The organism is Streptomyces antnestii (assembly GCF_004005495.1).
Classification (GTDB): Bacteria; Actinomycetota; Actinomycetes; order Streptomycetales; family Streptomycetaceae; genus Streptomyces; species Streptomyces antnestii.
On the sequence record NZ_RZYA01000017.1, the window covers coordinates 139,325 to 162,356 of the forward strand.

20 protein-coding genes and 1 pseudogene are annotated in these 23,032 nt (G+C 71.2%); 8 read left to right on the forward strand and 13 right to left on the reverse strand.

Features of this window, described 5'->3' with window-relative positions:
• Positions 1 to 250: 250 nt before the first annotated feature.
• A pseudogene (locus EOT10_RS43215) lies at positions 251 to 1,099 on the reverse strand (recombinase family protein); the annotation flags it as partial.
• Positions 1,100 to 1,288: 189 nt separating this feature from the next.
• Between EOT10_RS43215 and EOT10_RS29530 the strand changes: the two are divergent.
• On the forward strand, positions 1,289 to 4,492 hold the full coding sequence (locus EOT10_RS29530; protein ID WP_127831407.1) for a tetratricopeptide repeat protein: 3,204 nt from the start codon (positions 1,289 to 1,291) through the stop codon (positions 4,490 to 4,492).
• Positions 4,493 to 4,920: 428 nt separating this feature from the next.
• On the opposite strand, the gene EOT10_RS29535 is transcribed toward EOT10_RS29530, so the two are convergent.
• Both EOT10_RS29535 and mca read right to left on the reverse strand, forming a co-directional pair.
• The gene (locus tag EOT10_RS29535) at positions 4,921 to 5,175 is read right to left on the reverse strand and encodes a hypothetical protein (RefSeq protein ID WP_127831408.1); all 255 of its coding nucleotides are present in this window, start codon (positions 5,173 to 5,175) and stop codon (positions 4,921 to 4,923) included.
• Positions 5,168 to 6,028: a mycothiol conjugate amidase Mca gene (mca, locus tag EOT10_RS29540; RefSeq protein WP_189492229.1), complete on the reverse strand. Its 861-nt coding sequence runs from the start codon at positions 6,026 to 6,028 to the stop codon at positions 5,168 to 5,170. The genes EOT10_RS29535 and mca overlap by 8 nt, the downstream gene beginning before the upstream one ends.
• A gap of 191 nt (positions 6,029 to 6,219) precedes the next feature.
• Here mca and EOT10_RS29545 point away from each other — a divergent pair, with 191 nt between their 5' ends.
• Together EOT10_RS29545 and greA are read left to right on the forward strand one after the other, a co-directional pair.
• Complete coding sequence (locus EOT10_RS29545) at positions 6,220 to 6,624, forward strand: DUF4307 domain-containing protein (RefSeq protein ID WP_127831410.1); 405 nt, start codon at positions 6,220 to 6,222, stop codon at positions 6,622 to 6,624.
• Positions 6,625 to 6,801: 177 nt separating this feature from the next.
• Positions 6,802 to 7,299, forward strand: a complete 498-nt coding sequence (greA, locus tag EOT10_RS29550) for a transcription elongation factor GreA (protein WP_127831411.1) — start codon at positions 6,802 to 6,804, stop codon at positions 7,297 to 7,299.
• An 89-nt stretch (positions 7,300 to 7,388) separates the two neighbouring features.
• Here greA and EOT10_RS29555 read toward each other — a convergent pair whose 3' ends face one another.
• The 3 genes from EOT10_RS29555 to ilvA form a co-directional block, all read right to left on the reverse strand.
• Positions 7,389 to 8,210: an ABC transporter permease gene (locus tag EOT10_RS29555; RefSeq protein WP_127831445.1), complete on the reverse strand. Its 822-nt coding sequence runs from the start codon at positions 8,208 to 8,210 to the stop codon at positions 7,389 to 7,391.
• A 29-nt stretch (positions 8,211 to 8,239) separates the two neighbouring features.
• Positions 8,240 to 9,253, reverse strand: a complete 1,014-nt coding sequence (locus EOT10_RS29560) for an ATP-binding cassette domain-containing protein (RefSeq protein ID WP_127831412.1) — start codon at positions 9,251 to 9,253, stop codon at positions 8,240 to 8,242.
• 200 nt (positions 9,254 to 9,453) lie between these two features.
• On the reverse strand, positions 9,454 to 10,683 hold the full coding sequence (ilvA, locus tag EOT10_RS29565) for a threonine ammonia-lyase (RefSeq protein ID WP_127831413.1): 1,230 nt from the start codon (positions 10,681 to 10,683) through the stop codon (positions 9,454 to 9,456).
• 167 nt (positions 10,684 to 10,850) lie between these two features.
• Between ilvA and EOT10_RS29570 the strand changes: the two genes are divergently transcribed.
• The 3 genes from EOT10_RS29570 to EOT10_RS29580 all read left to right on the forward strand — a co-directional run bounded on the left by EOT10_RS29570 (position 10,851) and on the right by EOT10_RS29580 (position 12,183).
• Positions 10,851 to 11,351 (forward strand): MarR family winged helix-turn-helix transcriptional regulator, encoded by a 501-nt coding sequence (locus tag EOT10_RS29570; RefSeq protein ID WP_127831446.1) that lies wholly within the window; start codon positions 10,851 to 10,853, stop codon positions 11,349 to 11,351.
• A 104-nt stretch (positions 11,352 to 11,455) separates the two neighbouring features.
• Positions 11,456 to 11,935 carry a sigma factor-like helix-turn-helix DNA-binding protein gene (locus EOT10_RS29575; RefSeq protein ID WP_189492220.1) on the forward strand — a complete coding sequence of 160 codons (480 nt, stop codon included), beginning with the start codon at positions 11,456 to 11,458 and terminating at the stop codon, positions 11,933 to 11,935.
• Positions 11,932 to 12,183, forward strand: coding sequence for a hypothetical protein (locus EOT10_RS29580; RefSeq protein ID WP_127831414.1), 252 nt, complete (start codon positions 11,932 to 11,934; stop codon positions 12,181 to 12,183). Before EOT10_RS29575 ends, EOT10_RS29580 begins: the two co-directional genes overlap by 4 nt.
• Before the next feature lie 6 nt (positions 12,184 to 12,189).
• Here EOT10_RS29580 and EOT10_RS29585 read toward each other — a convergent pair whose 3' ends face one another.
• Positions 12,190 to 13,362, reverse strand: a complete 1,173-nt coding sequence (locus EOT10_RS29585) for a cystathionine gamma-synthase (RefSeq protein ID WP_127831415.1) — start codon at positions 13,360 to 13,362, stop codon at positions 12,190 to 12,192.
• 89 nt (positions 13,363 to 13,451) lie between these two features.
• Between EOT10_RS29585 and EOT10_RS29590 the strand changes: the two genes are divergently transcribed.
• Positions 13,452 to 14,561, forward strand: coding sequence for a hypothetical protein (locus EOT10_RS29590; protein ID WP_127831416.1), 1,110 nt, complete (start codon positions 13,452 to 13,454; stop codon positions 14,559 to 14,561).
• 274 nt (positions 14,562 to 14,835) lie between these two features.
• On the opposite strand, the gene msrA is transcribed toward EOT10_RS29590, so the two are convergent.
• The 4 genes from msrA to EOT10_RS29610 all read right to left on the reverse strand — a co-directional run bounded on the left by msrA (position 14,836) and on the right by EOT10_RS29610 (position 17,606).
• A complete protein-coding gene (msrA, locus tag EOT10_RS29595) occupies positions 14,836 to 15,348 on the reverse strand; it encodes a peptide-methionine (S)-S-oxide reductase MsrA (RefSeq protein ID WP_127831417.1) in 513 nt (170 codons plus the stop codon).
• A gap of 189 nt (positions 15,349 to 15,537) precedes the next feature.
• Positions 15,538 to 15,969: a helix-turn-helix domain-containing protein gene (locus EOT10_RS29600; protein WP_127831418.1), complete on the reverse strand. Its 432-nt coding sequence runs from the start codon at positions 15,967 to 15,969 to the stop codon at positions 15,538 to 15,540.
• A 69-nt stretch (positions 15,970 to 16,038) separates the two neighbouring features.
• The gene (locus tag EOT10_RS29605) at positions 16,039 to 16,395 is read right to left on the reverse strand and encodes a DUF1330 domain-containing protein (RefSeq protein ID WP_127831419.1); all 357 of its coding nucleotides are present in this window, start codon (positions 16,393 to 16,395) and stop codon (positions 16,039 to 16,041) included.
• Positions 16,396 to 16,553: 158 nt separating this feature from the next.
• The gene (locus EOT10_RS29610) at positions 16,554 to 17,606 is read right to left on the reverse strand and encodes an NAD(P)-dependent alcohol dehydrogenase (protein ID WP_127831420.1); all 1,053 of its coding nucleotides are present in this window, start codon (positions 17,604 to 17,606) and stop codon (positions 16,554 to 16,556) included.
• A gap of 138 nt (positions 17,607 to 17,744) precedes the next feature.
• On the opposite strand from EOT10_RS29610, the gene EOT10_RS29615 reads away from it, so the two are divergent.
• A complete protein-coding gene (locus tag EOT10_RS29615; RefSeq protein WP_127831421.1) occupies positions 17,745 to 18,767 on the forward strand; it encodes a helix-turn-helix domain-containing protein in 1,023 nt (340 codons plus the stop codon).
• Positions 18,768 to 18,782: 15 nt separating this feature from the next.
• On the opposite strand, the gene EOT10_RS29620 is transcribed toward EOT10_RS29615, so the two are convergent.
• Positions 18,783 to 19,553 carry a group II truncated hemoglobin gene (locus EOT10_RS29620; protein WP_127831422.1) on the reverse strand — a complete coding sequence of 257 codons (771 nt, stop codon included), beginning with the start codon at positions 19,551 to 19,553 and terminating at the stop codon, positions 18,783 to 18,785.
• Positions 19,554 to 19,680: 127 nt separating this feature from the next.
• Positions 19,681 to 23,007: a S8 family peptidase gene (locus EOT10_RS29625; RefSeq protein WP_223281289.1), complete on the reverse strand. Its 3,327-nt coding sequence runs from the start codon at positions 23,005 to 23,007 to the stop codon at positions 19,681 to 19,683.
• Positions 23,008 to 23,032 lie beyond the last annotated feature (25 nt).

Here is a 23,032-nt window from a genome sequence, read left to right on the forward strand (position 1 = left end):
GAGGACCACTGATGGCACAGCGCCCGCATCCGCGCCCCTGCGTGCACACATATCCGTACGGACTGCGTCTGCTGTTGGTGTTCCGTCCACCGCTCAGCTTGCGCCCGCAGGCGCCGCACTCCGCGAATTCGCCGCCGCAGCGCAGGAACCCGCTTGCCAGATAGGCCCGGGCCGATTTCGTGCCGGCGAGTCGTGGCGCACCACTTCCGCGATGCATGAAGAGGCTCCCTGCCTCGAAGGTGGCGCAGACTTCCCGCCACTGGCCGGGAGTCGCGATGACGTTCCACTGCCCGACCACGGGCATCCCCGTGTCCGGATCCAGCAGGAGCTTTCCGCGGTTGGCCCGGTATCCGCAGACCCTTGGCGCCGTGATGATCTGCGTGACGGAATGGGGAGTCGGTGTACCGCCGCGCGTCCCGGTGACGCCCAGCGCCCGCCACTCGCGAACGATCGTGTTGATCGACGTCCCGCCGATGCGGTCGGCGATCGCCTTGCGCACGAGTTCCGCCTCCACCGGGTGCAGAGTGATCCGGTCCTCCTGCCACCCGAAGGGCCTCGGCCCACTGTGGGGAGCGCCGTCGATCGCGCGCGACCAGTGCCAATTGCGCACCCTCTGCGACCGCACCCTTGTCTCCGCGGACGCGGCATCGAGGGAATCGAGGGCCTGTGCCAGGCCCTCCCGCGAGTAGGGATCGCGCACGCCGTTCTGATCGACGTAGATCCGTCCGGGCTCGCACGTCAGCGCCTCGAAGAAGCGCGCGAAGTCGACTGCGTGACGGTAGAGGCGGTCATCCGCGACACAGACAACCCCGCCCAGCGGTGAGCCGTCGGGCGCGGCACCGCCCCTGAGGTCCGAGAGCAACCTGTCGAAAGCCGGGCGGGGACTGCCCGCCTTCGTCGCGCTGCGCCCATTGTCCGTGTAGTACGAGACCACGGCACAGCCCGCCGCGCGCGCCGACAGGGCGTTGATCCTGTGCTGATTCTGGACCGCTTGCGCATCTCGCTTGCGAAAGTCCTCTGAAGCGCGCGCATAGGACGCGAGCCCCCTGACGCCCGTGGGCGCCGAAGCACCCCCGTCCAGTCCGACACCATTGCGCACGCCGCCACCTCATCCGTTTGTCCGACATACGCAAAAACGAGCGAACTGGCACAAGGTCACCACCTGGCATCCACGGTCAACACACATTCACGTAGGCCCTGTTGGAGGCCTGCGGGATCCCTCTCGTATTCGCGCCTGCTCCGCAGCACACTTGACCGCGGAAGTGTTGGCGCCGGAGGGGGACTTGAGATGCGAGACAGCCATCGGGCGGATGCCGAGGGGCTGTTGGCCCGGGCCGTCGAGGAGGAGGTGCGGCGTTCGGGTGGGCGGGCGGACGGCGGGGTGCTGCTGTCGCGTGCGCGGGGTGCGCTCGACGCCATGGCGGAGACCGCCGCCGAGGAGTACGCGCAGTTCACGCACGCCCTGGACGAGGCCGAGGCCGGGCAGATGTCATTCGGGGAGCGGTTCGCGAAGGAGGGCGGGTCGACTCCTCTGCTGGTCACGGCCGTTGCGGCGGCCGGTGCGTGCGTGGCGGACCTGCTGCTCGGTACGGGCACGGGGACGGCGGTCGGTGCGGGGGCGGCCGTCGCCGTCCTTGGCGCCGCCACGACCGTCGCGAAGGTGACGGCCTCCCACGTGCCCGCCGCGAGCCGCAGCGCCGGGGCGCGGAGCCAGCCCGGCGGGCCGGAACAGCTGAGACTGCAGTGGCTGACGGCGCTCGACGTGCGGGGGATCCGGCCCTTCCTGGATCAGCAGCGCGTCCTCGCGGCCACGGCGGGTACCGGCGCGAAGAAGCCGACGCCCCAGTTGCGCCGTACGGACAAGAGCGCGGCGGCCCGGCGGCGGAGCGTGCTGGAGCAGTCGTTCGGTCAACTCCCCGAGCCACAGGGGCCGTTCGCGGGTCGCCGGACACAGATGCAGCGGATCGCGCAGTGGGTGCACGCGGCGCGGGCGAGCACCGAGACCCGGCCCACCGTCGTCGTGCTGCACGGCGCGCCCGGCGCCGGCCGTACGACGCTCGCGGTGCGGGCGGCGCACGAGCTGCGCGACCAGTTCCGCGGCGCGTGCGTCGTGGACCTGCGGGGCGACGCGCCGGAGGCACCCCTGTCGACCCGGGACGCGCTGCTCCACCTCCTGAACCGGCTCGGCGCGCCGCGCGAGCAGCTGCTCTTCCGGGAGCGTTCCTCGCAGGAGCAGCAGGTGCGCCGCCTGAGCGAGCTGTACCACCAGCATCTGACGGGCCTCGCGGTGACGATCGTCCTGGACGACGCGGGCGACGCGGAGCAGGTGCGCACGCTGATCCCCGAGCGGTCCGACAGCCTCGTCCTGGTGACGGCGCGCAAGCCGCTTGACCTGCCGGCGGACGTGCCGGCGTGGGTGCACCAGGTGCCGGTGGAGGCGCTGGACGCGGCGGGCGCGGAGGAGCTCCTGCGGGAGGCCGCGGAGGACGCGTCGGGGCCGTACGACGCCGAATCGTCGGACGCGGTACGGGAGTTGTGTGGAGGGCTGCCGCTGGCGCTGCGGATCGCGGGCTCCGCGATCGGGCCGCGTACGACGCGCGCGCTGGCGTCCGACCTGGGTGCGTACGGGCCGGTGGAGCCGGTCGAGCGGGTGCTGTGGCTGCGTTACACCGACCAGTCGGACGCGGCCCGGCGGCTGCTGCGGCGGCTCGCGCTCGCCGGGCGGGCCTCGCTGGGCGCGGCCGCGGCGGCCGCGCTGCTCGCGACGGACGAGGCGGAGGCGACGCGGCATCTGACGGCGCTGTCCCGGGCGGGCCTGATCGACCATGTGCGGGGCAGCCGGTACCGGCTGCACGACCTCGTGCGGTCCTTCGCGCAGGCCAGGCTCCTGGACGAGGAGGAGCCGGCCGAGCGGACGGCAGCGCAGGAACGCCTCATCCAGAACTACGCGGAGCTCGCCGACTCGGTGATCCGGCTCGTCGACGGCAACAAGTCGACGCGGGCCGGGCAGATCGGCCCGCACGGGTTCACGTCGCTCGACGCGGCGCTGCGCTGGCTCGACGACGAGTCCAGCTTCATCACGGCGACGCTGCGGGGCGCGGAGGGCGTCGACCAGGCGGCCGTCCTGAATCTCCTCGGCGCCCTGTGCGACTACTGCCTGCTGCGCGGCGACCTGTACCGCCTCGGTGAGATCAGCGAGCTGACGCAGGCCGTCGACCAGGGGCTTCTCGTGCGCTCTGTGCAGTGGCGTACGGGTATCGCGGCGCGCCAGCTCGGCGAGCTGGACAAGGCGCGTACGACGCTGGCGTCCGTGGTGGACCTGTACTTCGAGGCGCACCACAACGCGGGCGCGGCCCGCGCCCTGTGTTCGCTGGGCATCACGCTGCACCACCAGGGCCAGCTCAAGGAGGCCGCGGCGAAGCTCCGCGAGGCCCTCGACCTGCAGACGACGGAGGAGACGGCGGGTGACCGGGGCTGGACGATGCACGCGCTGGCCGCGGTGGAGCGCGACCGGGCCCAGCCGGCCGAGGCGCTCCGCCTGCTGACCGACGCGCTGGCCCTGCACCGCGAGAACGAGTCCGTGCACGGTGAGGCGTGGGCGCACTTCCAGCTGGGGCAGCTGCGGCTGCGGATGGGCGACGTGCCGGAGGCGGAGCGCGAGCTGGGTGTCGCGCTCGACCTGTACGGGCGTACGCGCGACGGCCGGGGCGAGGCGTGGGCGCTGACGCAGCTGGCGCGGGCGCGTCTGGTGGACGGTGACGCGTCGGCGGGGGTCGACGGGCTGCGGCAGGCCGCCGCGCGTCACCGTGACAACGAGGACGCACGCGGCGAGGCGTGGACGCTCTACTACCTGGGCCAGGCCCTGGAGGAGAGCGGCGACCTCGACCGGGCGGTGCGCGAGCTGGAGCGTTCCCGCACGATGTTCTCGCGGATGCGGGACGTGTACGGGCTGGCGTGCGCCCGGCATCACTCGGCCCGGGTCACCCGGGACCAGCGGGCGGCGCAGACGGGCTCGCTGCGCAACTCCGGCTTCGCGCGCCAGCTCCTGGTCGACGCCCGCGCCGACTTCCAGCGCATCGGCGTCGCGCACGGCGAGGGGTGGACGTGCCTGGAGCTGGCGGTGGTGGACGCGGGCAACGGGCGGGCGGCCCAGGCGCTGACGCTGTGCGAGGAGGCGGCGGCACTGTTCGCGTCGTACGGCGACCGGCGGGGCGAGGACTGGGCGGTCTTCCTGCGCTGCACGCTCCTGCCGTACGCGTCGCCCGGCGGCTCGGAGATCGGCACGGCGGTGGCGCAGGAGGAACTGTCACAGCTCGCCCGCACCACGCACGCCGGCCGGGACGCCAAGCTCGACGACTACGTGGAGGCGTACCAGCTCCTCCTGGAGCGCGGCGCGGACCTGGAGGCGGGCTGGCAGGCCTGGCGCCTCGGCATGGTCCCGGGCCGCCACGCCCGTGACGTGATGGGCGTGGAGGTACCCGCGGGCCGCTAGACGCCCGGCGCGAGGCGCTCCGCGCGGGGCAGGGCGGGGCGGGACGCCGAGCAGCGGGAAGGCGGTCGGCGGGACGCCGAGCAGCGGGAAGGCGGTCGGCGGGACGCCGAGCAGCAGGAAGGCGGTCGGCGGGACGCCGAGCAGCAGGAAGGCGGTCGGCGGGACGCCGAGCAGCAGGAAGGCGGTCGGCGGGACGCCGAGCAATGGGGAGGTGGTCAGCGCGAGCTGCTGAGACCGCCGTGTCGCCCGACGGCTCGATCTGCTGACCGGTAACGCGCCAGGGGCGCCCGGCGGCAAGCCGCTGCCCCGTACGAAGCCCTGCGTAGCGGGACGCTGCGCACCGCGAAGCCCGGCGCGGCGAGCCGCCGCGCACCGCGAAACCGCCCGGCGCGGACCGTTCCGTGCCGGGCGGTTCGTTCAGCGGGGTGTCAGCCCTTCGCCGGGGAGCCCGGGGTGTTGCCGGAGGCCCCCGCGGGGTCCGTGGCCGCGTCCGGCTTCTCCTTGAAGTCGACCTTGCCCATGTGCCGGTTCATCGACTTCATCAGGCCCCAGACGGCGATGGCCATCACCGCGAAGACGATGAAGCCGAGGACGCCGGGGGTCACCTTGTTCTCGTCGACCTCCTGGGCGAGGGGGACGAGGTGCGTCATTGCCAGGCTTGCGCTTGCGCTCATGTCAGGCATTGTCGCGGATGCCCGCAAAGAGGTCGTCCTCGGGGAGGGAGGTATCGACGAGAGACTTCGCGAGCTCGTACTCCTCGGTCGGCCAGACCTCCTTCTGGACGTCCATCGGGACCCGGAACCAGCCGCCGTCGGGGTCGATCTGCGTGGCGTGCGCGATGAGCGCCTTGTCGCGGATCTCATAGAACTCGGCGCACGGAATGTGCGTCGTCAGCGTCCGCTCGACGCGCTCGAACTCGTCCCAGCGCTTGAGCCACTCCGCGTACGGCGACTCCAGGCCGCGGTCGAGCATGGCCTGGTGCAGCGCCTCGGTGCGCGGCCGGTTGAAGCCCTGGTTGTAGTAGAGCTTGCGCGGCTGGTAGGCGGGGCCGTACTCGGACTCCGGGTACTTCTCGGTGTCCGCCGCACCCTCGAACGCCACCATCGAGATCTTGTGGGTCTGGATGTGGTCGGGGTGCGGGTAGCCGCCGTTCTCGTCGTACGTCGTGATGACCTGCGGGCGGAACGAGCGGATCTGCTTCACCAGCTCACCGGCCGCCTTGTCGATGTCCTCGAGCGCGAAGCAGCCGTCGGGCAGCGGGGGCAGCGGGTCGCCCTCGGGCAGGCCGGAGTCGACGAAGCCGAGCCACTCCTGCTTGACGCCGAGGATCTCGCGGGCCTCGTCCATCTCCTTCTTGCGTACCTCGTGGATGTGCTCCTCGATGTACTTGTCGCCCTGGAGCTTGGGGTTGAGGATGGAGCCGCGCTCCCCGCCCGTGCAGGTCACGACGAGCACGTCCACCCCCTCGGACACGTACTTGGCCATGGTGGCCGCGCCCTTCGACGACTCGTCGTCGGGGTGGGCGTGAACGGCCATCAGTCGCAGCTGCTCAGTCAAGACAAGATCCTCAGTCGATGACTCGGTGAATTCGGTGAATACGGTGATCAAGGCGCCCTCGGTCGTACAGCGCAATGGGCGGCTTCTATAGTGACCGAACCGGGGGGCGGAAAATTCCGGCAGTCTGTCCGGGGCCGGTCCATCACCCGTCCCGCCCGAGAGGATCGATCATGAGTGCGGTGAGTGAACAGCTCCCCGACGGCCGCTACGGCCCCTCCCGTTCCGCCGACGAACGCGCGGACCGCACCCTGAAGATCGTCGGCGCCGTGCTCGGCGCCCTGATGGTGGTCCTGGTCGGCTGGTTCGGCTACCACTACGTCTTCGGTACGAAGATCAGTGCCGAGGTGATCACCTTCAAGGCGTCCGACGCCGCGGTGAAGGTGCATCTCGAGGTCCGTAAGGACACCGGCACGAAGGGTTACTGCACCATCCGGTCGCTGTCCGCCGACGGCGCCGAGGTGGGCCGCGCGGACTTCCGCTTCGACCAGCGGGAGAGCCGGATCGACCAGGTCGTCACGCTGCGCACCACGTCCCGGGGCACCAGCGCCGAGCTGCTCGGCTGCCACGAGGGCTGACCGAACCGCCTGTGGCACTGGCTTTCGGCGCCTGACCTGCGTCGACGAATTTCTGATGGCATATGTCCTCCCCCTTCGGCGCCTGAATTGTTAGGCTCGTGGTTTCGCCCACCCCTGAGAGCACATGCTTCTGGGTAGGGCGATGCTTTGTATTCCCAGTACCTACGAGGAGCACCTGTGACCCAGACCAGCGAAGACGTCACCTGGCTCACGCAGGAGGCGTACACCAAGCTCAAGGACGAGCTGGAGTACCTGTCTGGTCCCGCGCGCGCCGAGATCACCGTGAAGATCGCGGCGGCCCGCGAGGAGGGCGACCTGCGCGAGAACGGCGGGTACCACGCGGCCAAGGAGGAGCAGGGCAAGCAAGAGCTCCGCATCCGCCAGCTCACCCAGCTCCTGGAGAAGGCCAAGGTCGGCGAGGCGCCCGCGACCGCGGACGTCGCCGCCCCCGGCATGGTCGTCACGATCGCCTTCGACGGCGACGAGGACGACACCCTGACGTTCCTGCTCGCTTCGCGCGAATACGCGAGCGCCGAGATCGAGACGTACTCGCCCCAGTCCCCGCTGGGCGCGGGCGTCAATGGCAAGAAGATCGGTGAGGACGCCCAGTACGAGCTGCCGAACGGCAAGCTCGCCTCGGTGAAGGTCCTCGACGCGAAGCCGTACTCCGGCTGAGGCTGCCTTTCGGAGAAGGCCCCCGGCGCGTGACGCGCCGGGGGCCTTCGTGTGTCCAGCGCCCCGGATTCGGATGCCTCGATCGGGGGTCAGGCCGTCGCGTTGCGGTACTTGCGGACCGAGAGGGTCCGGAAGACCACGATGATCAGGACCGACCAGAGGAGCGAGGCCCACACGGAGTGCTGCATGGGCCAGGCGCCGGAGTGGGAGACGCCGGGGTTGCCGAACAGCTCGCGGCACGCCTGCACCGTGGCGCTGAACGGGTTCCAGTCGGCGATGTGGCGCAGCCAGGGCGTCATCTGGCTGGAGTCCACGAACGCGTTCGAGATGAAGGTGACCGGGAAGAGCCAGATCAGGCCGCCCGAGGTGGCCGCCTCCGGGGTGCGTACGGACAGGCCGATGAGGGCGCCGATCCAGGTGAACGCGTAGCCGAGGAGGAGCAGGAGTCCGAAGGCTCCGAGGGCCTTCGGGATGCCCTCGTGGATGCGCCAGCCCACGAGGAGCGCGACGATCGCGAGGACGAGCAGGGTCAGGGCCGTCTGGACGAGGTCGGCGAGGGTACGTCCGGTGAGAACGGCACCGCGGGCCATCGGCAGGGACCTGAAGCGGTCGATGAGGCCCTTGTGCATGTCGTCGGCGATGCCCGCGCCGGCGCCCGCCGTGGCGAACGTGACGGTCTGGGCGAAGATGCCGGCCATCAGGAACTCGCGGTAGACCCCGGAGTCGGTGGTGCCCCCGATGTTCATCGAGCCGCCGAATACGTAGCTGAACAGCACCACGAACATGATCGGCTGGATCAGTCCGAAGATGACCATCTCGGGGATGCGGGACATCCGGATCAGGTTGCGCTTGGCAACGACGAGGGAGTCCCGGGCCGACTGCGCGGGACCGCCCGCGGGGCGCGGGGTCAGGGGCCGGGTCGGGGTCTGGGTGACGGCGCTCACTTGCCGGCCTCCTTCTTGCGCTTACGGGGCTGCGCGGCGGCCGCCGCCGCGCCGTTCTCGTCCACCTTCTCCTCTGCCACGTGGCCGGTCAGGGAGATGAAGACGTCGTCGAGGGTGGGACGGCGCAGTCCGATGTCGTCGATCTCGATCCCGCGGACGTCGAGCTCGCGGATGACCTCGGCTAGCAGCTTCGCGCCGCCGGACACGGGGACGGTGAGCTTGCGGGTGTGCTGTTCGACGGTGGCCTCGCCCTTACCGAAGCCGGCGAGGACCTCGGCGGCGGTCGTGATGTGCTCCCGCTCGTGCACGACGACCTCGACGCGCTCGCCGCCGGTCTGGGCCTTGAGCTGGTCGGAGGTGCCGCGGGCGATGACGCGGCCGTGGTCGATGACGCAGATGTCGTGCGCCAGGTGGTCGGCCTCCTCCAGATACTGGGTGGTCAGCAGCAGGGTCGTGCCGCCGGCGACCAGCTCCTGGATGACCTCCCACAGCTGGAGCCTGTTGCGCGGGTCGAGGCCGGTGGTCGGCTCGTCCATGAACATGACGGGCGGCGAGACGACGAGTGCGGCCGCCAGGTCGAGCCGGCGGCGCATGCCTCCCGAGTACGTCTTGGAGGGCCGGTCGGCGGCGTCGGTGAGATGAAACCGGTCGAGCAGCTCGGCGGCCCGGACCTTCGCCGCCTTGGCCTTCATCTGGTACAACTGGCCGACCATCTGCAGGTTTTCACGACCCGTCAGATATTCGTCGACCGCGGCGAACTGGCCGGAGAGACCGATCGAGCGCCGCACTTCGTTGGGATGCTTCAGAACGTCGATGCCCGCGACGACGGCCTTGCCGCTGTCCGGTGTGAGCAGCGTCGTCAGACAGCGCACGGCGGTGGTCTTGCCCGCGCCGTTCGGTCCGAGGAGTCCCAGGACCGTGCCCTCCGGGACATCGAGATCGACGCCGTCCAGAGCCCTGACGTCGCCGAAGGTCTTCACCAGACCTTCGGCATAGATGGCGCCTGGCATGTGGCTTCCCCCATGGGTTGTGGGTGACCTATTTGGTTGCCTTGCTCAGGAAAAGCTTAGGTTTGCCGGTCTTGGTGCGCCCGGCAGTGCGGAGACATACGGAGTGGTGACGTGGCACACACGGTATCGCGATACATCGCGTCTCATCAACCGGTTTTACGTAATCCGTCGACGGCGCCCGCGAAGCCTCGCCGGCCCCGTCAGTCGATGACGAGGTAACCGGCCTCCCGCAGCGCCGCGCCCACCTCGGCGCAGTGCACCGGCCCCTTCGTCTCCAGGTGCAGCTCGACCTCCGCCTCCGTGAGCCCGAGCCGCGGATCCGTGCGCACATGGCCCACGTCGAGGACGTTCGCGTCGACCGCCGACAGCACGCCGAGCAGCGTGTGCAGGGCGCCCGGCCGGTCCGTCAGACGCAGCCGGAACGACAGATAACGGCCGGCGGCGGCCATGCCGTGCCGCAGGATCCGCTGCATCAGGAGCGGATCGACGTTGCCGCCCGACAGCAGCGCCACGACCGGACCCTCGAAGGACTGCGGGTCGCTCAGTAGCGCCGCCACCGGGCTCGCCCCGGCCGGTTCGACGACCAGCTTGGCCCGCTCCAGGCACAGCAGCAGCGCGCTCGACAGCTCGTCCTCCGAGACCGTACGGACCTCGTCGACCAGCTCCTCGATCAGCTGGAACGGCACGTCGCCGGGCCGCCCCACCTTGATGCCGTCGGCCATCGTCGCCGGAGACGGGATCGACACCGGGTGCCCGGCCGCGAGCGAGGGCGGGTACGCCGCCGCGCCCGCCGCCTGCACCCCGATCACCTTCACGTCGGGACGCACCGCCTTGACCGCCACGGCGACCCCCGCGGCGAGCCCGCCACCGCCGATGCCCACGACGATCGTGCGCACCTCGGGGCACTGCTCCAGGATCTCCAGGCCGACCGTGCCCTGCCCGGCGATGATGTCCGGGTGGTCGAACGGGTGGATGAACACGGCGCCCGTCTCCCGCGCGTACTCCTGCGCCGCCGCCAGCGTCTCGTCGACCACCTGCCCGTGCAGCCGCACCTCCGCGCCATAGTCACGGGTCGCCGCGACCTTCGGCAGGGGCGCGCCGACCGGCATGAAGACCGTGGACCGTACGCCGAGGAGGGAGGAGGCGTGCGCGACACCCTGCGCATGGTTCCCGGCGCTCGCGGCGACCACCCCGGCGGCCCGCTCCTCCGGGAGCAGGCCCGCGATCCGCACATACGCGCCGCGCAGCTTGAAGGAGCCGGTCCGCTGCAGGTTCTCGCACTTGAGGTGCACCGGCGCCCCGACCAGGCCGGAGAGGTACCTGCTGCCCTCCATCGCCGTGATCCGCGCGACCCCCGACAGCATCTTCTGCGCGCCGCGCACGTCGTCCAGGGTCACCGTCGGCAAGGAGTCAGCTGTGCTGTAGCTCATGACGGCAAGTCTCGCAGCTCACGCCGTACGCCTCCTGCCGTGACCACGGTCCGAGACTGGTTTGCGCAGCGTCGGTACGACCCGCCTTCCGGCCGCGTACCCTGTCCCCCAACCCAACACCCCCTGCATGAAGTGAGCCCCCGGCCATGCCCACACCACCGGAAACGATGGACATGACGACCGCCGGCGACACCGGCCTCCTCGAAACCCTGCAGCACGAGGTGGCGGTCTTCGCCCGCCGTGCCGAACAGACCCGGCTCGGCGGGGTCGGGCAGGTGCGCAACTCGATGGACCGAGCCGCGTATCTGCTGCTCAACCGCCTGGACAAGGAAGGCCCGATGGGCGTCAAGGCGCTCGCCGCGAGCATGGGTATCGACTCCTCGACGGTGACGCGTCAGGTCGCGCCGCTCGTCGACACCGGCCTCGTCAAGCGGACGTCCCACCCGGAGGACGGACGTGCGGTCGTCCTGCAGCTGTCACCTCGCGGGCTCGCCCGCCTGGAGGACGTACGCACGTCCAGGCGGTCTCTGATGGCCGAGTTGACGCAGGACTGGACCCCGCAGGAGCGCGAGCAGTTCTGCGCGCTCCTGACGCGCTTCAACGTCGCGCTCTCCGCGCGGCAGACGGGTCATGGCGCCCCGTCCGGGGAAGCCGCTCCCGGCTCTTGACCCCGGGGCCGTGCCTGCCCTCATATGAGACCGGGTCCCCGTCGTCGTGCGCGGCCGGGGCCCGTTCCGTCCGGTGACCGGCCACCGGTCCGGCTGGAGGTGCGGTGCGAGAACGGCGCGCGTCCCAGGACGCCCGCCGCGCCCGGGAGTTCGAGGCATTCGTCGCGGGCGCGGCAGGGCGGCTGCTCCATGCGGCCACACTGCTCACCACGGAGCCGCCCGACGACAATCCGCGCGCGCGGAAGCTGATCACGGCGGCGCTCGCGCGGACGTACGCCTCCTGGGACCGGCTGCGCGGCGAGGACCCCTACGACCGCGCCCGCCAGGAGCTCGCCCTGCGCTTCGCGCGCGCGGCGTGGCACCAGCACCGCGGGTACGGGGGCGTCCTTCGTCACCTGGGCCCCCAGGAGCGGCTGATCCTGGTGCTGCGCCTCTACGAGGGAGTCGGCGAGGAACAGGTGTCCGCGCTGCTCGGGCTCCCCATGGAGCGCGTACGGACGATCCACGCGCGTGCCGTCGCGCTCGTCCTGCACCCCCCGCGCGGTCCCGCCCCCGCCGCGGCCCTGGAGAGGGTGCCGTCATGAACGGGCAGGCCCGCATGGAGCGCGAGGTCCGCGCGATCCTGGACGGCGCGCAGGGCGCGGTACCGCCCGAGATCCACCCCGAGGCGGTGCGGCGGGGCGGACGGATGCTGCGCCGCAGGAGGGTGCTGCGGCGGCTGACGTGGCTGGCGCTGTGCCTGGCGCTGACCGCGTTCTTCGTATGGGTCCTGCTGGCCAGGCCCTGGGTGGAGCCGCCGTCAAAGACGACTCCACCGCTCACGGGGTGGTGAACCGGGTCAGCCGAGTGCCTGCTGAAGGTCGGCGATCAGGTCGTCGGCCGACTCGATGCCCACGGACAGGCGGACGAGGTCGGCGGGAACCTCCAGGGCCGAACCGGCGACCGAGGCGTGCGTCATGCGTCCCGGGTGCTCGATCAGGGACTCGACGCCGCCCAGGGACTCGCCCAGGGTGAACAGCTTGGCGCGGTTGCAGACCTCGACGGCCGCCTCCTCGCCGCCCTCGACCTGGAACGACACCATGCCGCCGAACGCCCTCATCTGCTTGGCGGCGACCTCGTGACCGGGGTGCTCCGCGAGGCCCGGGTACAGGACGCGCGTCACGCGCGCGTGCCGCGTCAGCATGTCGGCGACCTTCGTCGCGTTCTCACTGTGCCGGTCCATGCGGACGGGCAGCGTCTTGATGCCGCGCAGCACGAGCCACGCGTCCATCGGCCCGGCGACGGCACCCATCGCGTTCTGGTGGTACGCCAACTCGTCGCCCAGATCGGCGTCGTTGACGATCAGCGCGCCGCCGACGACGTCCGAGTGGCCGCCCATGTACTTCGTCAGGGAGTGCACGACGACGTCCGCGCCGAGCGCGAGCGGCTGCTGGAGGTAGGGGCTCGCGAAGGTGTTGTCGACGACGAGGCGGGCGCCCGCCTCGCGCGCGATCTGTGCGACGGCGGCGATGTCGGTGATGCCGAGCAACGGATTGGACGGCGTCTCGACCCAGATGACCTTGGTCTTCGGCGTGAGCGCGGCCCGCACGGAGGCCGGGTCGCTGGTGTCGGCGACCGACCACTCCACGCCCCACCGGGAGACGACCTTCGCGAACAGACGGAACGTGCCGCCGTACGCGTCGTTCGGGATGACCACGTGGTCGCCGGGGGTGAGCAGGGTCCGCAGGAGACAGTCCTCGGCGGCGAGCCCGGAGGCGAACGCGAGACCGCGGCGGCCGCCTTCGAGGGCGGCGAGGTTCTCCTCGAGGGCGGTCCGGGTCGGGTTGGCGCTGCGGCTGTACTCGTAGCCGCCGCGCAGACCGCCGACGCCGTCCTGCTTGTACGTGGAGACCTGGTAGATCGGGGGGACCACGGCGCCCGTCAGGGGGTCGGCCGTGTTACCCGCGTGGATGGCCACGGTCTCGAACCCGTGACCGGCGTGGGCGCTCTGGCTGTTGTGCGTGTCGCTCATGTGGCCCGAGCGTAGTGCGCCGGGGCCCCTCGGCGGCTGTTCCGGGCCTGGTTCGCCAATTGTCGGACCCTTCTGGTTCGCTTGTAGGCATGGGAATTCTCTGGGTCCTGATGGCAGTGGTCATGTTGGGGGCGGTGCTCGGCCCGGTCCTGCTGCGCAGGCGCGGCGGGATCCGCCAGGTCGCGCCCGGATCTCCGGACGCCGCGGACCCGGCGGAGTACGGCTTCGTGCGCCAGGAGGACCTGGACGTGCGCCTCCCAGGCCCCGACCAGGACCTGTTGGACGTGATGTCCATCGTCCAGCGCAACCAGGACTACACGGCCGCGGCGCAGCTCCTCGCCGGCACCGGCAAGGAGACCGAGCAGCGCTGGGAGCGGGTGCAGGCCATCGCCGGGGCCGCCGCCCTGGAGCTCGCGCAGACGCCGCGGCTCGGCGCCGGATGGCTCCACGCGTGGCGTGCCCAGGATCCCAAGGACCCGGGCGGGGCACAGGTGTTCGCGGAGTTCCTGGTCCAGCAGGCCTGGCGGACCGCGGGCGGCGCGTCCCAGGCCGACGAGCGGCGGATCATCCTCGAAGAGGCCAGGACGGCCTGCGAGGAAGCGGCGCTCCTCGCCCCCGGCGACCCGGTCCCCCACATCACCCATCTCGCGGTCGCCCGCGGCCTCGACTACGCGCAGCACGACTTCGAGCAGCTCTGGCTCAAGATCCTCGACACGGCGCCGGGCCACATGGGCGCCCATCTGGCGGGCCTGCGGTACTGGTGCGAGAAGTGGCACGGCTCGCGCGAGCTCGCCTTCTCCTTCGCCGAGGCCGCCGCGGCGCGCGCCCCGAGCGGCTCACTCCTCGCCGCGCTCCCCCTCTTCGCGCTCTACGAGCACCTGCCCGAGGTCAATCTGGTGCGCAGCTTCTACCAGAGCGAGGTCGTCACCAAGTCCCTTCACGGCGCGCTCTTCGCGGTGCAGGCCGCCCGCCCCGACGACCCGATGCTCGCCCACGTCCGGCACCTCCTGGTGTTCTTCCTGGTCCGCTCCGAGCGCTGGGCCGAGGCGATGCAGCAGCTGCTGCACGTCGACGGTCACGTCGGAGCGCTCCCCTGGACGGCGGGCTCGGACCCGGCCGAGTCCTACGCGGTCTTCCGGGCCCTGGCGGTCGCGGGCTACGAGGCGAACGGCGGCAGCCCGGCGACACTGCGCCACTAGAGCGTGTGCGGCGGATCAGGGTCGGACAGGTCGCGGCGTCCGGTGCGGTGCATCGCAAGGCGCCGGAGCGTCCTGACAGCGGAGCTGTCCGGTCGTTTCGGCAACGCGACGAGGTGCCGTGCGAACGGCGATACCTCCCAGCGGTAGCCGGGGGAGTCGCGACCCCGGCCGTGATCCGCCGGACACACCCTGGGACCAGCCGGCCGGACCGGTCCGGAATGCCGGGCCGGCCTGCCTCGCCGTCAGCCCTCCCGGCGGCCGGCCGTCGGCGCGGTCAGCCCTCGGCGCGGGTGGGCAGGCGCCATCCCGGGCGGGGGAAGTGGCAGGTGTAGCCGTCCGGGTACCGCTGCAGGTAGTCCTGGTGCTCGGGCTCGGCCTGCCAGAAGGGGCCGGCCGGCTCCACCTCGGTGACGACCTTGCCGGGCCACAGTCCGGAGGCGTCCACGTCCGCGATGGTGTCCTCGGCGATCCGCTTCTGCTCGTCGTCCACGTAGTAGATCGCCGAGCGGTAGCTGAGCCCGATGTCGTTGCCCTGGCGGTTCTTGGTGCTCGGGTCGTGGATCTGGAAGAAGAACTCCAGGATCGCGCGGAAGTCGGTCTTCTCGGGGTCGAAAAGGATCTCGATGGCCTCGGCGTGCGTGCCGTGGTCACGGTACGTGGCGTTGGGCACGTCACCCCCGGTGTATCCGACCCGGGTCGCCGTCACCCCCGGAAGCCGGCGGACCAGCTCCTCCATCCCCCAGAAACACCCACCGGCCAGCACGGCCTTCTGCGTCTGCGCAGCCATTACGGCCCTCCCATATCTGTCACTCCGAAAACTCGGGCGGACTCCCGGCTCACACACCACCGCATCCCATACCCACTGCCCTCAACGCACGAGCCCTCCAGCCGATTCCGTGCCCGTCGCATAAGCCCACGAGCCCACGAGCCACGAGCGAGCCCACGGCCGAGGACCACCCCGTCCGAGACGGCGTCCTCACGCCGCGAGGCGTACCTCGCCCTGGCGCGGGGGCGTCCGGCGGGCGGTGGGCCGTGGCGCCGGGGCCGCGAGGCGGAGCAGTTCGGAGCGGCCGAGCGCCAGGACGTCGGCGAGCCCGAGGCCCAGGGCGTGGGCCGCCGCCGCCAGTACCTCGGACGACGCCTCCTTGAGGCCGCGCTCGATCTCGGAGAGGTACGGCAGGGAGATCCTGGCCGCGTCGGCGACGTCCTTCAGGGTGCGCTCCTGGGCGAGGCGCTCGCGGCGCAGGACATCACCCACGATGTCCCGCCAGAGCGGCTCCTTGGGCGGCGCCCCGGCGGGCTCCCCGGCAGGCTCCTCGGGGACCGGGCTCAGTGCCGGACGCACAGCCGGGTTCATGGCCGGACGCAGAGGGATGACGCGGGCGTGGTTCGACGCGTGGCTGCTCACAGGGTGAGCGTAGGAGGGGCGCACGCCGCACGGCACCGCGTTCTGCCCCCGGCAGAAAACCCCCCGCTCTCATGACACCGCGCGCCCCGCCTCCGCCCGCATCCGGGCCGCCGTGCTCGACGGGTCGTACCCCTCCGGAACCCCCTCCACGAAGATCACCTCGCCCTCCAGGTTCCGCGTCCGCAGCGGGATGAGCTCCTGGTAGGCGTCGGAGTCGTACCAGCCGTGGGCGGCGGCCTTGTCCGGGAACGAGATGACGACGACACCGCCCGGCCACGCCCCCTCGATCTCCTCCAGCTGGGCGCCGTGCACGACGAAGCGGCCGCCGAACGGGTCGAGGGTCGACTGGATGCGCTCCATGTAGCCGAACACCTCTTCGTTCGGCACGGTGGTGTTGCGCAGGGCTGCGATGGCGTAGGCGGTCATGAGGTCCTCCCCGGCAGGTTCGGTTCGAAGATGACCCGATCCTGCCGGGGGACGGACGGACCGTCGATTACGCCTCAGGTAATGACCGCGGGAATCAGATGGTCGCCGCGGGAATCCCCGCGGGGATCAGATGGTCGCCGCGAGAATCCGCGCGGGAATCAGATGGTCGCCGCGTCGATCACGAACCGGTACCGCACGTCGCTCGCGAGCACGCGCTCGTACGCCTCGTTGATCCGGCTCGCCTCGATCAGTTCGATCTCGGCGCCCAGGCCGTGCTCGGCGCAGAAGTCGAGCATCTCCTGGGTCTCGGCGATACCGCCGATCATCGACCCGGCGAGGGTCTTGTTGCCGCCGATCAGGGAGAAGAGGTTGAGCGCGATCGGCTCCTCGGGGGCGCCGACGTTCACCAGGGCGCCGCCGGTCCTCAGCAGGCCGAGGTACGCGCCGAAGTCCAGCGGCGCGGACACCGTGGAGAGGATCACGTCGAAGGAGCCCGCGAGCTCCTCGAAGGTCTTCGGGTCGCTGGTCGCGTAGTAGTGGTCGGCGCCCAGCTTCAGGCCGTCGTCCTTCTTGCGCAGGGACTGCGACAGCACGGTCACCTCGGCGCCGAGGGCGTGCGCGATCTTGACGCCCATGTGACCGAGGCCGCCGAGACCGATCACGGCGACCTTCTTGCCGGGCCCCGCGCCCCAGTGCTTGAGCGGCGAGTAGGTCGTGATGCCCGCGCAGAGCAGCGGCGCCGCCTCGTCCAGGGAGAGGCCGTCGGGGATGCGGACGGTGAAGTTCTCGTCGACGACGACGCTCTGCGAGTAGCCGCCGTAGGTGGGCTCGCCGTCCTTGCCGATGGCGTTGTACGTGCCGACGGAGCCGCCCGTGCAGTGCTGCTCCTGGCCGGCCCTGCAGTTCTCGCACTCGCGGCAGGAGTCGACGAGGCAGCCGACGCCCACGCGGTCGCCGGCCTTGAACCTGGTGACGCCCGGGCCGACCTCGGTGACGATGCCGGCGATCTCGTGGCCGGGGACCATCGGGAAGATTCCCTCGCCCCAGCCGTCGCGGGCCTGGTGGATGTCGGAGTGGCAGATGCCGGCGAACTTGATGTCGATCAGGACGTCGAACTCGCCCACCGGGCGGCGCGGAATGGTGGTGCGCTCCAGCGGAGCCTTGGCGGAGGGTGCGGCGTAGGCGCTGACGGTGGTGGTCTGGGAGGTCATGCGTCAAGCCTGCACCCGCCGGAGGGGTCCGACAGGCCCAGGGCCTCGCCCCGCTTTGCGTACGCACGCCGGTCCTACCACTGGCGGGGTCAGGAAGACATTCGTAGGACCAGGAACGGTCCGGTGATACTGGAGGTCATGGACGATCAGGGCAGCCCCGCCACCCCGGCCCCCTGGGCCACCCGGGCCACCCCGGCCCCGGGAGAGCCGTCGACGCCCGGAGAGCCGTCGCCCCCCGGAGAGCCGTCGGCCCCCAGCGAGCCCGCCGCCCCCGCCCCCGCGGAGCCGCTGGACCGGCGGGCCGAGCTGAGCGAGTTCCTGCGTTCCCGGCGGGCGCGCCTGAAGCCGGAGGACGTGGGCCTGCCCGACTTCGGCAGGCACCGCCGCGTACCGGGTCTGCGCCGCGAGGAGCTGGCCCAGCTGGCGGGCGTGTCCGTCGCGTACTACACGCGTCTGGAGCAGGGAAACGGACGCAACGTGTCGGCGGAGGTGCTCGACGCGATCGCGCGCGCCCTGCGCCTGTCCGCCGCCGAGCACGCGCACCTGACGCATCTCGCGAAGCCGAAGCAGCACAAGAAGACGAAGCGCTCCACGCGACCGCTCCACGTACGCGTCGCGCTGAGTCAGCTCCTGGACACGCTCGACGGTGTGCCTGCCTACATCGGCGGGCCGCGCTCGGACATCCTCGCGTGGAACCGGATGGCGGCGGCCCTGTTCGGCGACTGGGGCGAGCTGCCGCCGCGCGAGCGGAACTGGGCGCGGCTCTGCTTCCTGTCCCCCGCCTATCGCGATCTGTTCCTGGAGTGGGACTCCAAGGCGTCCGACATGGTCAGCTATCTGCGCCTGTACGCGGGCTGCCACCCGGACGACCCGGAGCTGTCGGCCCTGGTGGGTGAACTCTCCGTGAAGAGCGAGGAGTTCAGGCGGCTGTGGGCGACGCACGACGTCCGGGAGAAGAGCCACGGCGTGAAGCGGATGCGGCATCCGCTCGTCGGCGACCTGGCCCTCTCGTACGAGACGCTGCACCTGCCGGACGACGAGGAGCAGTTCCTCGTCCTGTATCACGCGGAGCCGGGCTCCCCGTCGGCCGAGGCGCTGCGTCTCCTCGCGAGCTGGGGCACGGACGCGGTACGCGCGGGCACGGCCCCGCACGAGGACTGACCGGCACCGAAGGGATCAGCCCTGGTACGGCGGCGCGGCCCCCCAGTTCCAGCGGGGTACGGGCTGTTCGGCGGGCCGGGCCGCGTCCGGGCCCGAGAAGTACACGGCGAGCCGCGTGCCCCACTCCACGTAGGCGCAGAAGGCGGAGCGGAACTCGGCGTCCGTCGGGAGCCCCGCCTCGTCGGCGGCGTCCTGGATCAGTTCGACCCAACGGCGGCGCTGCGGCTCACTGATGTTCTTGCCTACGTGCTTGGCGACCATGTGGCCGTGGCCGCCCTGCTGTTCGGAGTAGCCGGCGGGGCCGCCGAAGACCTCGCCGATCCACAGGGCGACGTGGTCGGCGTGTTCGGCGGGGAGGTCCGCGAAGAGCGGGCCGAGCAGGTCGTCCTCGACGACCTTGGCGTAGAAGACGTCGGTGAGGCGGGCGAAGGCGTCGGCGCCGCCGGCCCAGTCGTACAGGCTCGGCACGGACGCTCCGGTGCCGCGTACCGATGTGGGCTTGTAGTGGCGCGCCTCGTCGGTGTTCGCGGCGTACGGCCGGGTCTCGGCGAGGAAGTCGGGGAACAGGTCGGACTTGCGGAAGCCGTCGATGTGGTCCTCGGTCGAGGTCCAGGTGATACGGAGGATGTAGTGCTCGAAGTCCTCCTCGCTGCGGGCCAGTTCGTAGTCCACGCACTGGGGGGCGGCGGCGAGCTGAGCGGCGGCGCGGGTGAAGGCCGCGAGGAACTCGGCGGACTGCGTCTCGGGGATCCGGTAGCGGATGTACTCGACTGTCTGCGTCGTCATGAAGTCCAGCAGAACACGAGCGGCCCGCCCCGGTCATGAACCCGGGACGGGCCACCCGCACTGTCAGCGCAGGGCGTAACGAACCACGCCCCCGCCTACACCACTTGCCCTACTTGAGCTACTTGAACTACTTCCCGTAGTACGCGTTGTAGATCGAGATCGTCGACTTGTTGCCCTTCTTGTCGGCGATCTTGGCGTGGAAGGAGACGGCCTGACCCTTGGCCGGGTTCTTCACGCTGACCTTGCCGTTCTTGACGGTGAGCTTCTTCCAGGTCTGGCCGTAGTCGTAGGAGACGTACACGGACAGGGACTGGAGGTTGGTGCCGGCGGCCGCGCCCTGGACGGTGACCGGGACGGACTGGGTCCGGCCGGCGGGGGCGGTGCTGTCGAGGCCGACGGCAGCGTTGAAGCGGGCCGTGGAGAGCGGCAGCTTGACCGACTGGGACGACGAGGCGGGCCGCTTCGAGTGGAACGTCCAGCTGGCGTCGACGCGGGTGGAGGCCGCGGCGATCTTGACGCTGCGCCGGATGGACGTCGTCAGCTTGTACGCGGCGTCGCCGGACGCGACCTTGAAGGGCTTGTCGCCCACCAGCGGGTCGTCGTTCTCGCCGATCTTGGTGCTGCCCTTGTACAGGGTGGTCTTCACCGAGAGGTACTGCGAGTAGCCGGCGTGGGTCTTGCCGTCGGCGTACATCGGCAGGTTGCCGTAGATCTCGTTGCCGTCGCGGTAGACGCCGTAGCCGCCGCCGATGCGGGGGCCGAAGACGCCGGTGTTGAACGTCTTCTCGTACGCCTTGCCGCCCTGGAACGACTGCGGGGTGCCCAGCGTGTAGGCGGCCTCCTCGGTCGGGAAGCCGTGGCTGTCCTCGGGGCCGTTCTGTACGAAGTCCAGGCCCCACTTCACCTTGTCGCCGGTGGACAGGTGCAGCGTCCGGGTGCCGGGGAGACTCTGGTCGACGGCGACGGTCCAGCCGCCGTCGCTCACGGGCAGCATGCCGAGGGCGCCGACCGAGCCGGTCTTGTCCCTGGCGGCGCCGCCGAGCCCGACCTTCACCGTGGCGAGGTCAGCCGCGCCGTAGTGCTTGGTGTAGCCGGTCGCGAGCTTCGTGACGTAGCCGCCGGACACGGTGTCGTACTCGGTGTCCGCGCCCTTCGTCCACGACGTGCTCCACTGCTGGCGGAGCTTGACGCCGGTCGGCTCCGGGCCGAGGCCCGCGGTGCGGAAGTTGGCGTACGAGTCCAGGATCCAGCCGTAGCTGGACGAGGAGTCGGCGGTGTCGACGCTGAACTCGGGTGCGGCCAGGATGCCCTTGGCGGCGGCGTCGGGCACGGTGACGGACACCGGCTTCGTGGTGCGGGCGTCGAGCGTGACCGTCGTGTTCTTGGTGACGTCCAGCTTCGGCTGCGCGAGCCAGTCGGCGCCCTTCGTGAAGTCCTGGGGGTCGGCCGCCAGGAACTCGTTGAGGATGTAACTGCCCCTGGGGACACGGACCGTGACGGTGCCCGAGTTCGGGTCGTAGGCCTCGATGAACTGGCCCTTCGCGACTCCGGTCAGGGCGGCCAGGCTGGTCTCGTAGCCCTGCGCGTCCTTGCCGTCGCGCCCGATGTGCTTGAGCGTCACGTCGTACGACTCGACCTCGCGCTGCACGGCGGCACCGGTCCGCACGGACTGGCCGCCGCCCGTCGCCACGACGTACGCGGAGTACGCGCCGTCGACCGTGCCGCCGAGCTTCGTGTCCGCGGTCAGGTCCACGGAGGCGGTGCCGCCCGCGGGGACGGTCACCGTCGTCGCGCCGAGCTTGAAGAAGCCGGCCGGTGCGGCCTGGCCCTTCGGGCCGGTGCCGGACGCGGTGAGGCCGAGGGTGACGTCCTTGTCTCCGGTGTTGCGGTACGTCACCTTCTTGGTGATCGGGGTGTCGTCGGTGTGCGGCCACTGCGCGACACCGAAGCTCACCGAGACGGGCTCGGCGAACACGGTCTGGCTGATGGCCTTGTCGACCTGGATGCGGCCCGAACCCTGCTCGAACGGCGTGTACGCGCCGCCCTTGGTGGAGCCGGTGAGGACGCCCTTGAGCTCGGCGGACTTCCAGTCCGGGTGCTCCTGCTTGAGGATCGCGGCGGCGCCCGCGACGTGCGGGGTCGCCATCGACGTACCGGAGATCGTGAGGTAGCCCGCGGGGTTCTCGCCGACCTCCTTGTCGATGACGCTGCCCGGGGCGGCGGCCGCGGTGATGTCGACGCCGGGGGCGGTGACGTCCGGCTTGATCGCGCCGTCGCCGACGCGGGGGCCGCGGCTGGAAAAGGCGGCGAGCTTGTCGTTGTCGTCGACCGCGCCGACGGTCAGGGCGGCGTCCGCGCTGCCCGGGGAACCGACGGTCGAGTCGCCGAACTCGCCGTCGTTGCCCGCGGCGATCGCGAAGAGGATGCCCTTCTCGGCGGAGAGCTTGTTGACCTCGGCCTCGAGCGGGTCGATGCCCGGGGCGTCGCCGCCGCCGAGGCTGAGGTTGACGACGTCGGCGCCCTGGTCGGCCGCCCACTCCATGCCGGCGAGGATGCCGGAGTCGTCGCCGTAGCCGTCGTCGCTGAGGACCTTGCCGTTGAGCAGCTTGGCCCCGGGGGCGACGCCCTTGAACTTGCCGCCCGACTTGGCTCCCGTACCGGCGGCGATGGACGCGACGTGCGTGCCGTGGCCGAAACGGTCCACCGCGTCGGCGGAGGTGGAGAAGTTCTTCTCGGCGACGACCTGGCCCTTGAGGTCGGGGTGGGTCGCGTCGACGCCCGTGTCGAGGACGGCGATCTTGACGCCCTTGCCGTCGTAGCCGGCGGCCCACGCCTTGGGGGCGCCGATCTGCGGGACGGACTTGTCGAGGCTGGCCTTGCGCACACCGTCGAGCCAGACGCGGCTGACGCCGGAGGCCGTGCCGCCGTTGGCCGTGGTCAGCGCGTCCCAGAGCTTGCCCGCGTCCTGCTTGGGCGTGGTGACGGCGTCCGCGTTCAGCGACTTGAGGGTCCTGCGGACCGTCGTGTCCCCCGCGTCGCGCACGTCCGCGCGGGCGGCGGTCGCGGCGCCCTTGTAGCCGACGATCACCTTGAGGCCGCGCTTCTGGGCCTTGCGGTTGGCCGACTTGGAGAGTTCGGTGACGTCGAAGAGCCGCTGGTCGAGCTTGCCGCTCGCGACCAGGCGCTGCGCGTCGGCGGGCACCACGAGGGTGTGGCCGCCGACGGTGCGGGTCTGGGCGGGGATGTGCTCGCGGCCCTTGGCGTGCCGGTAGCCGACCGGCTTCCCCTTCGCGTCGAGGGTGACGCGGTCGCCGGTGATGAGAGTGATCTGCTGCTTCGGCGCGATCTGCGCGGCCCCGCCGGACGCGGCGGCCGGGGGCGCGCCCGCGGCCGGGGTGGTCAGTCCCGCGGTGAGGACGACGGCCGCGGCGGCGGCCACGGTCGCCGCGCTCATTCTCTTCGTGGTTATTCGTGCCTGT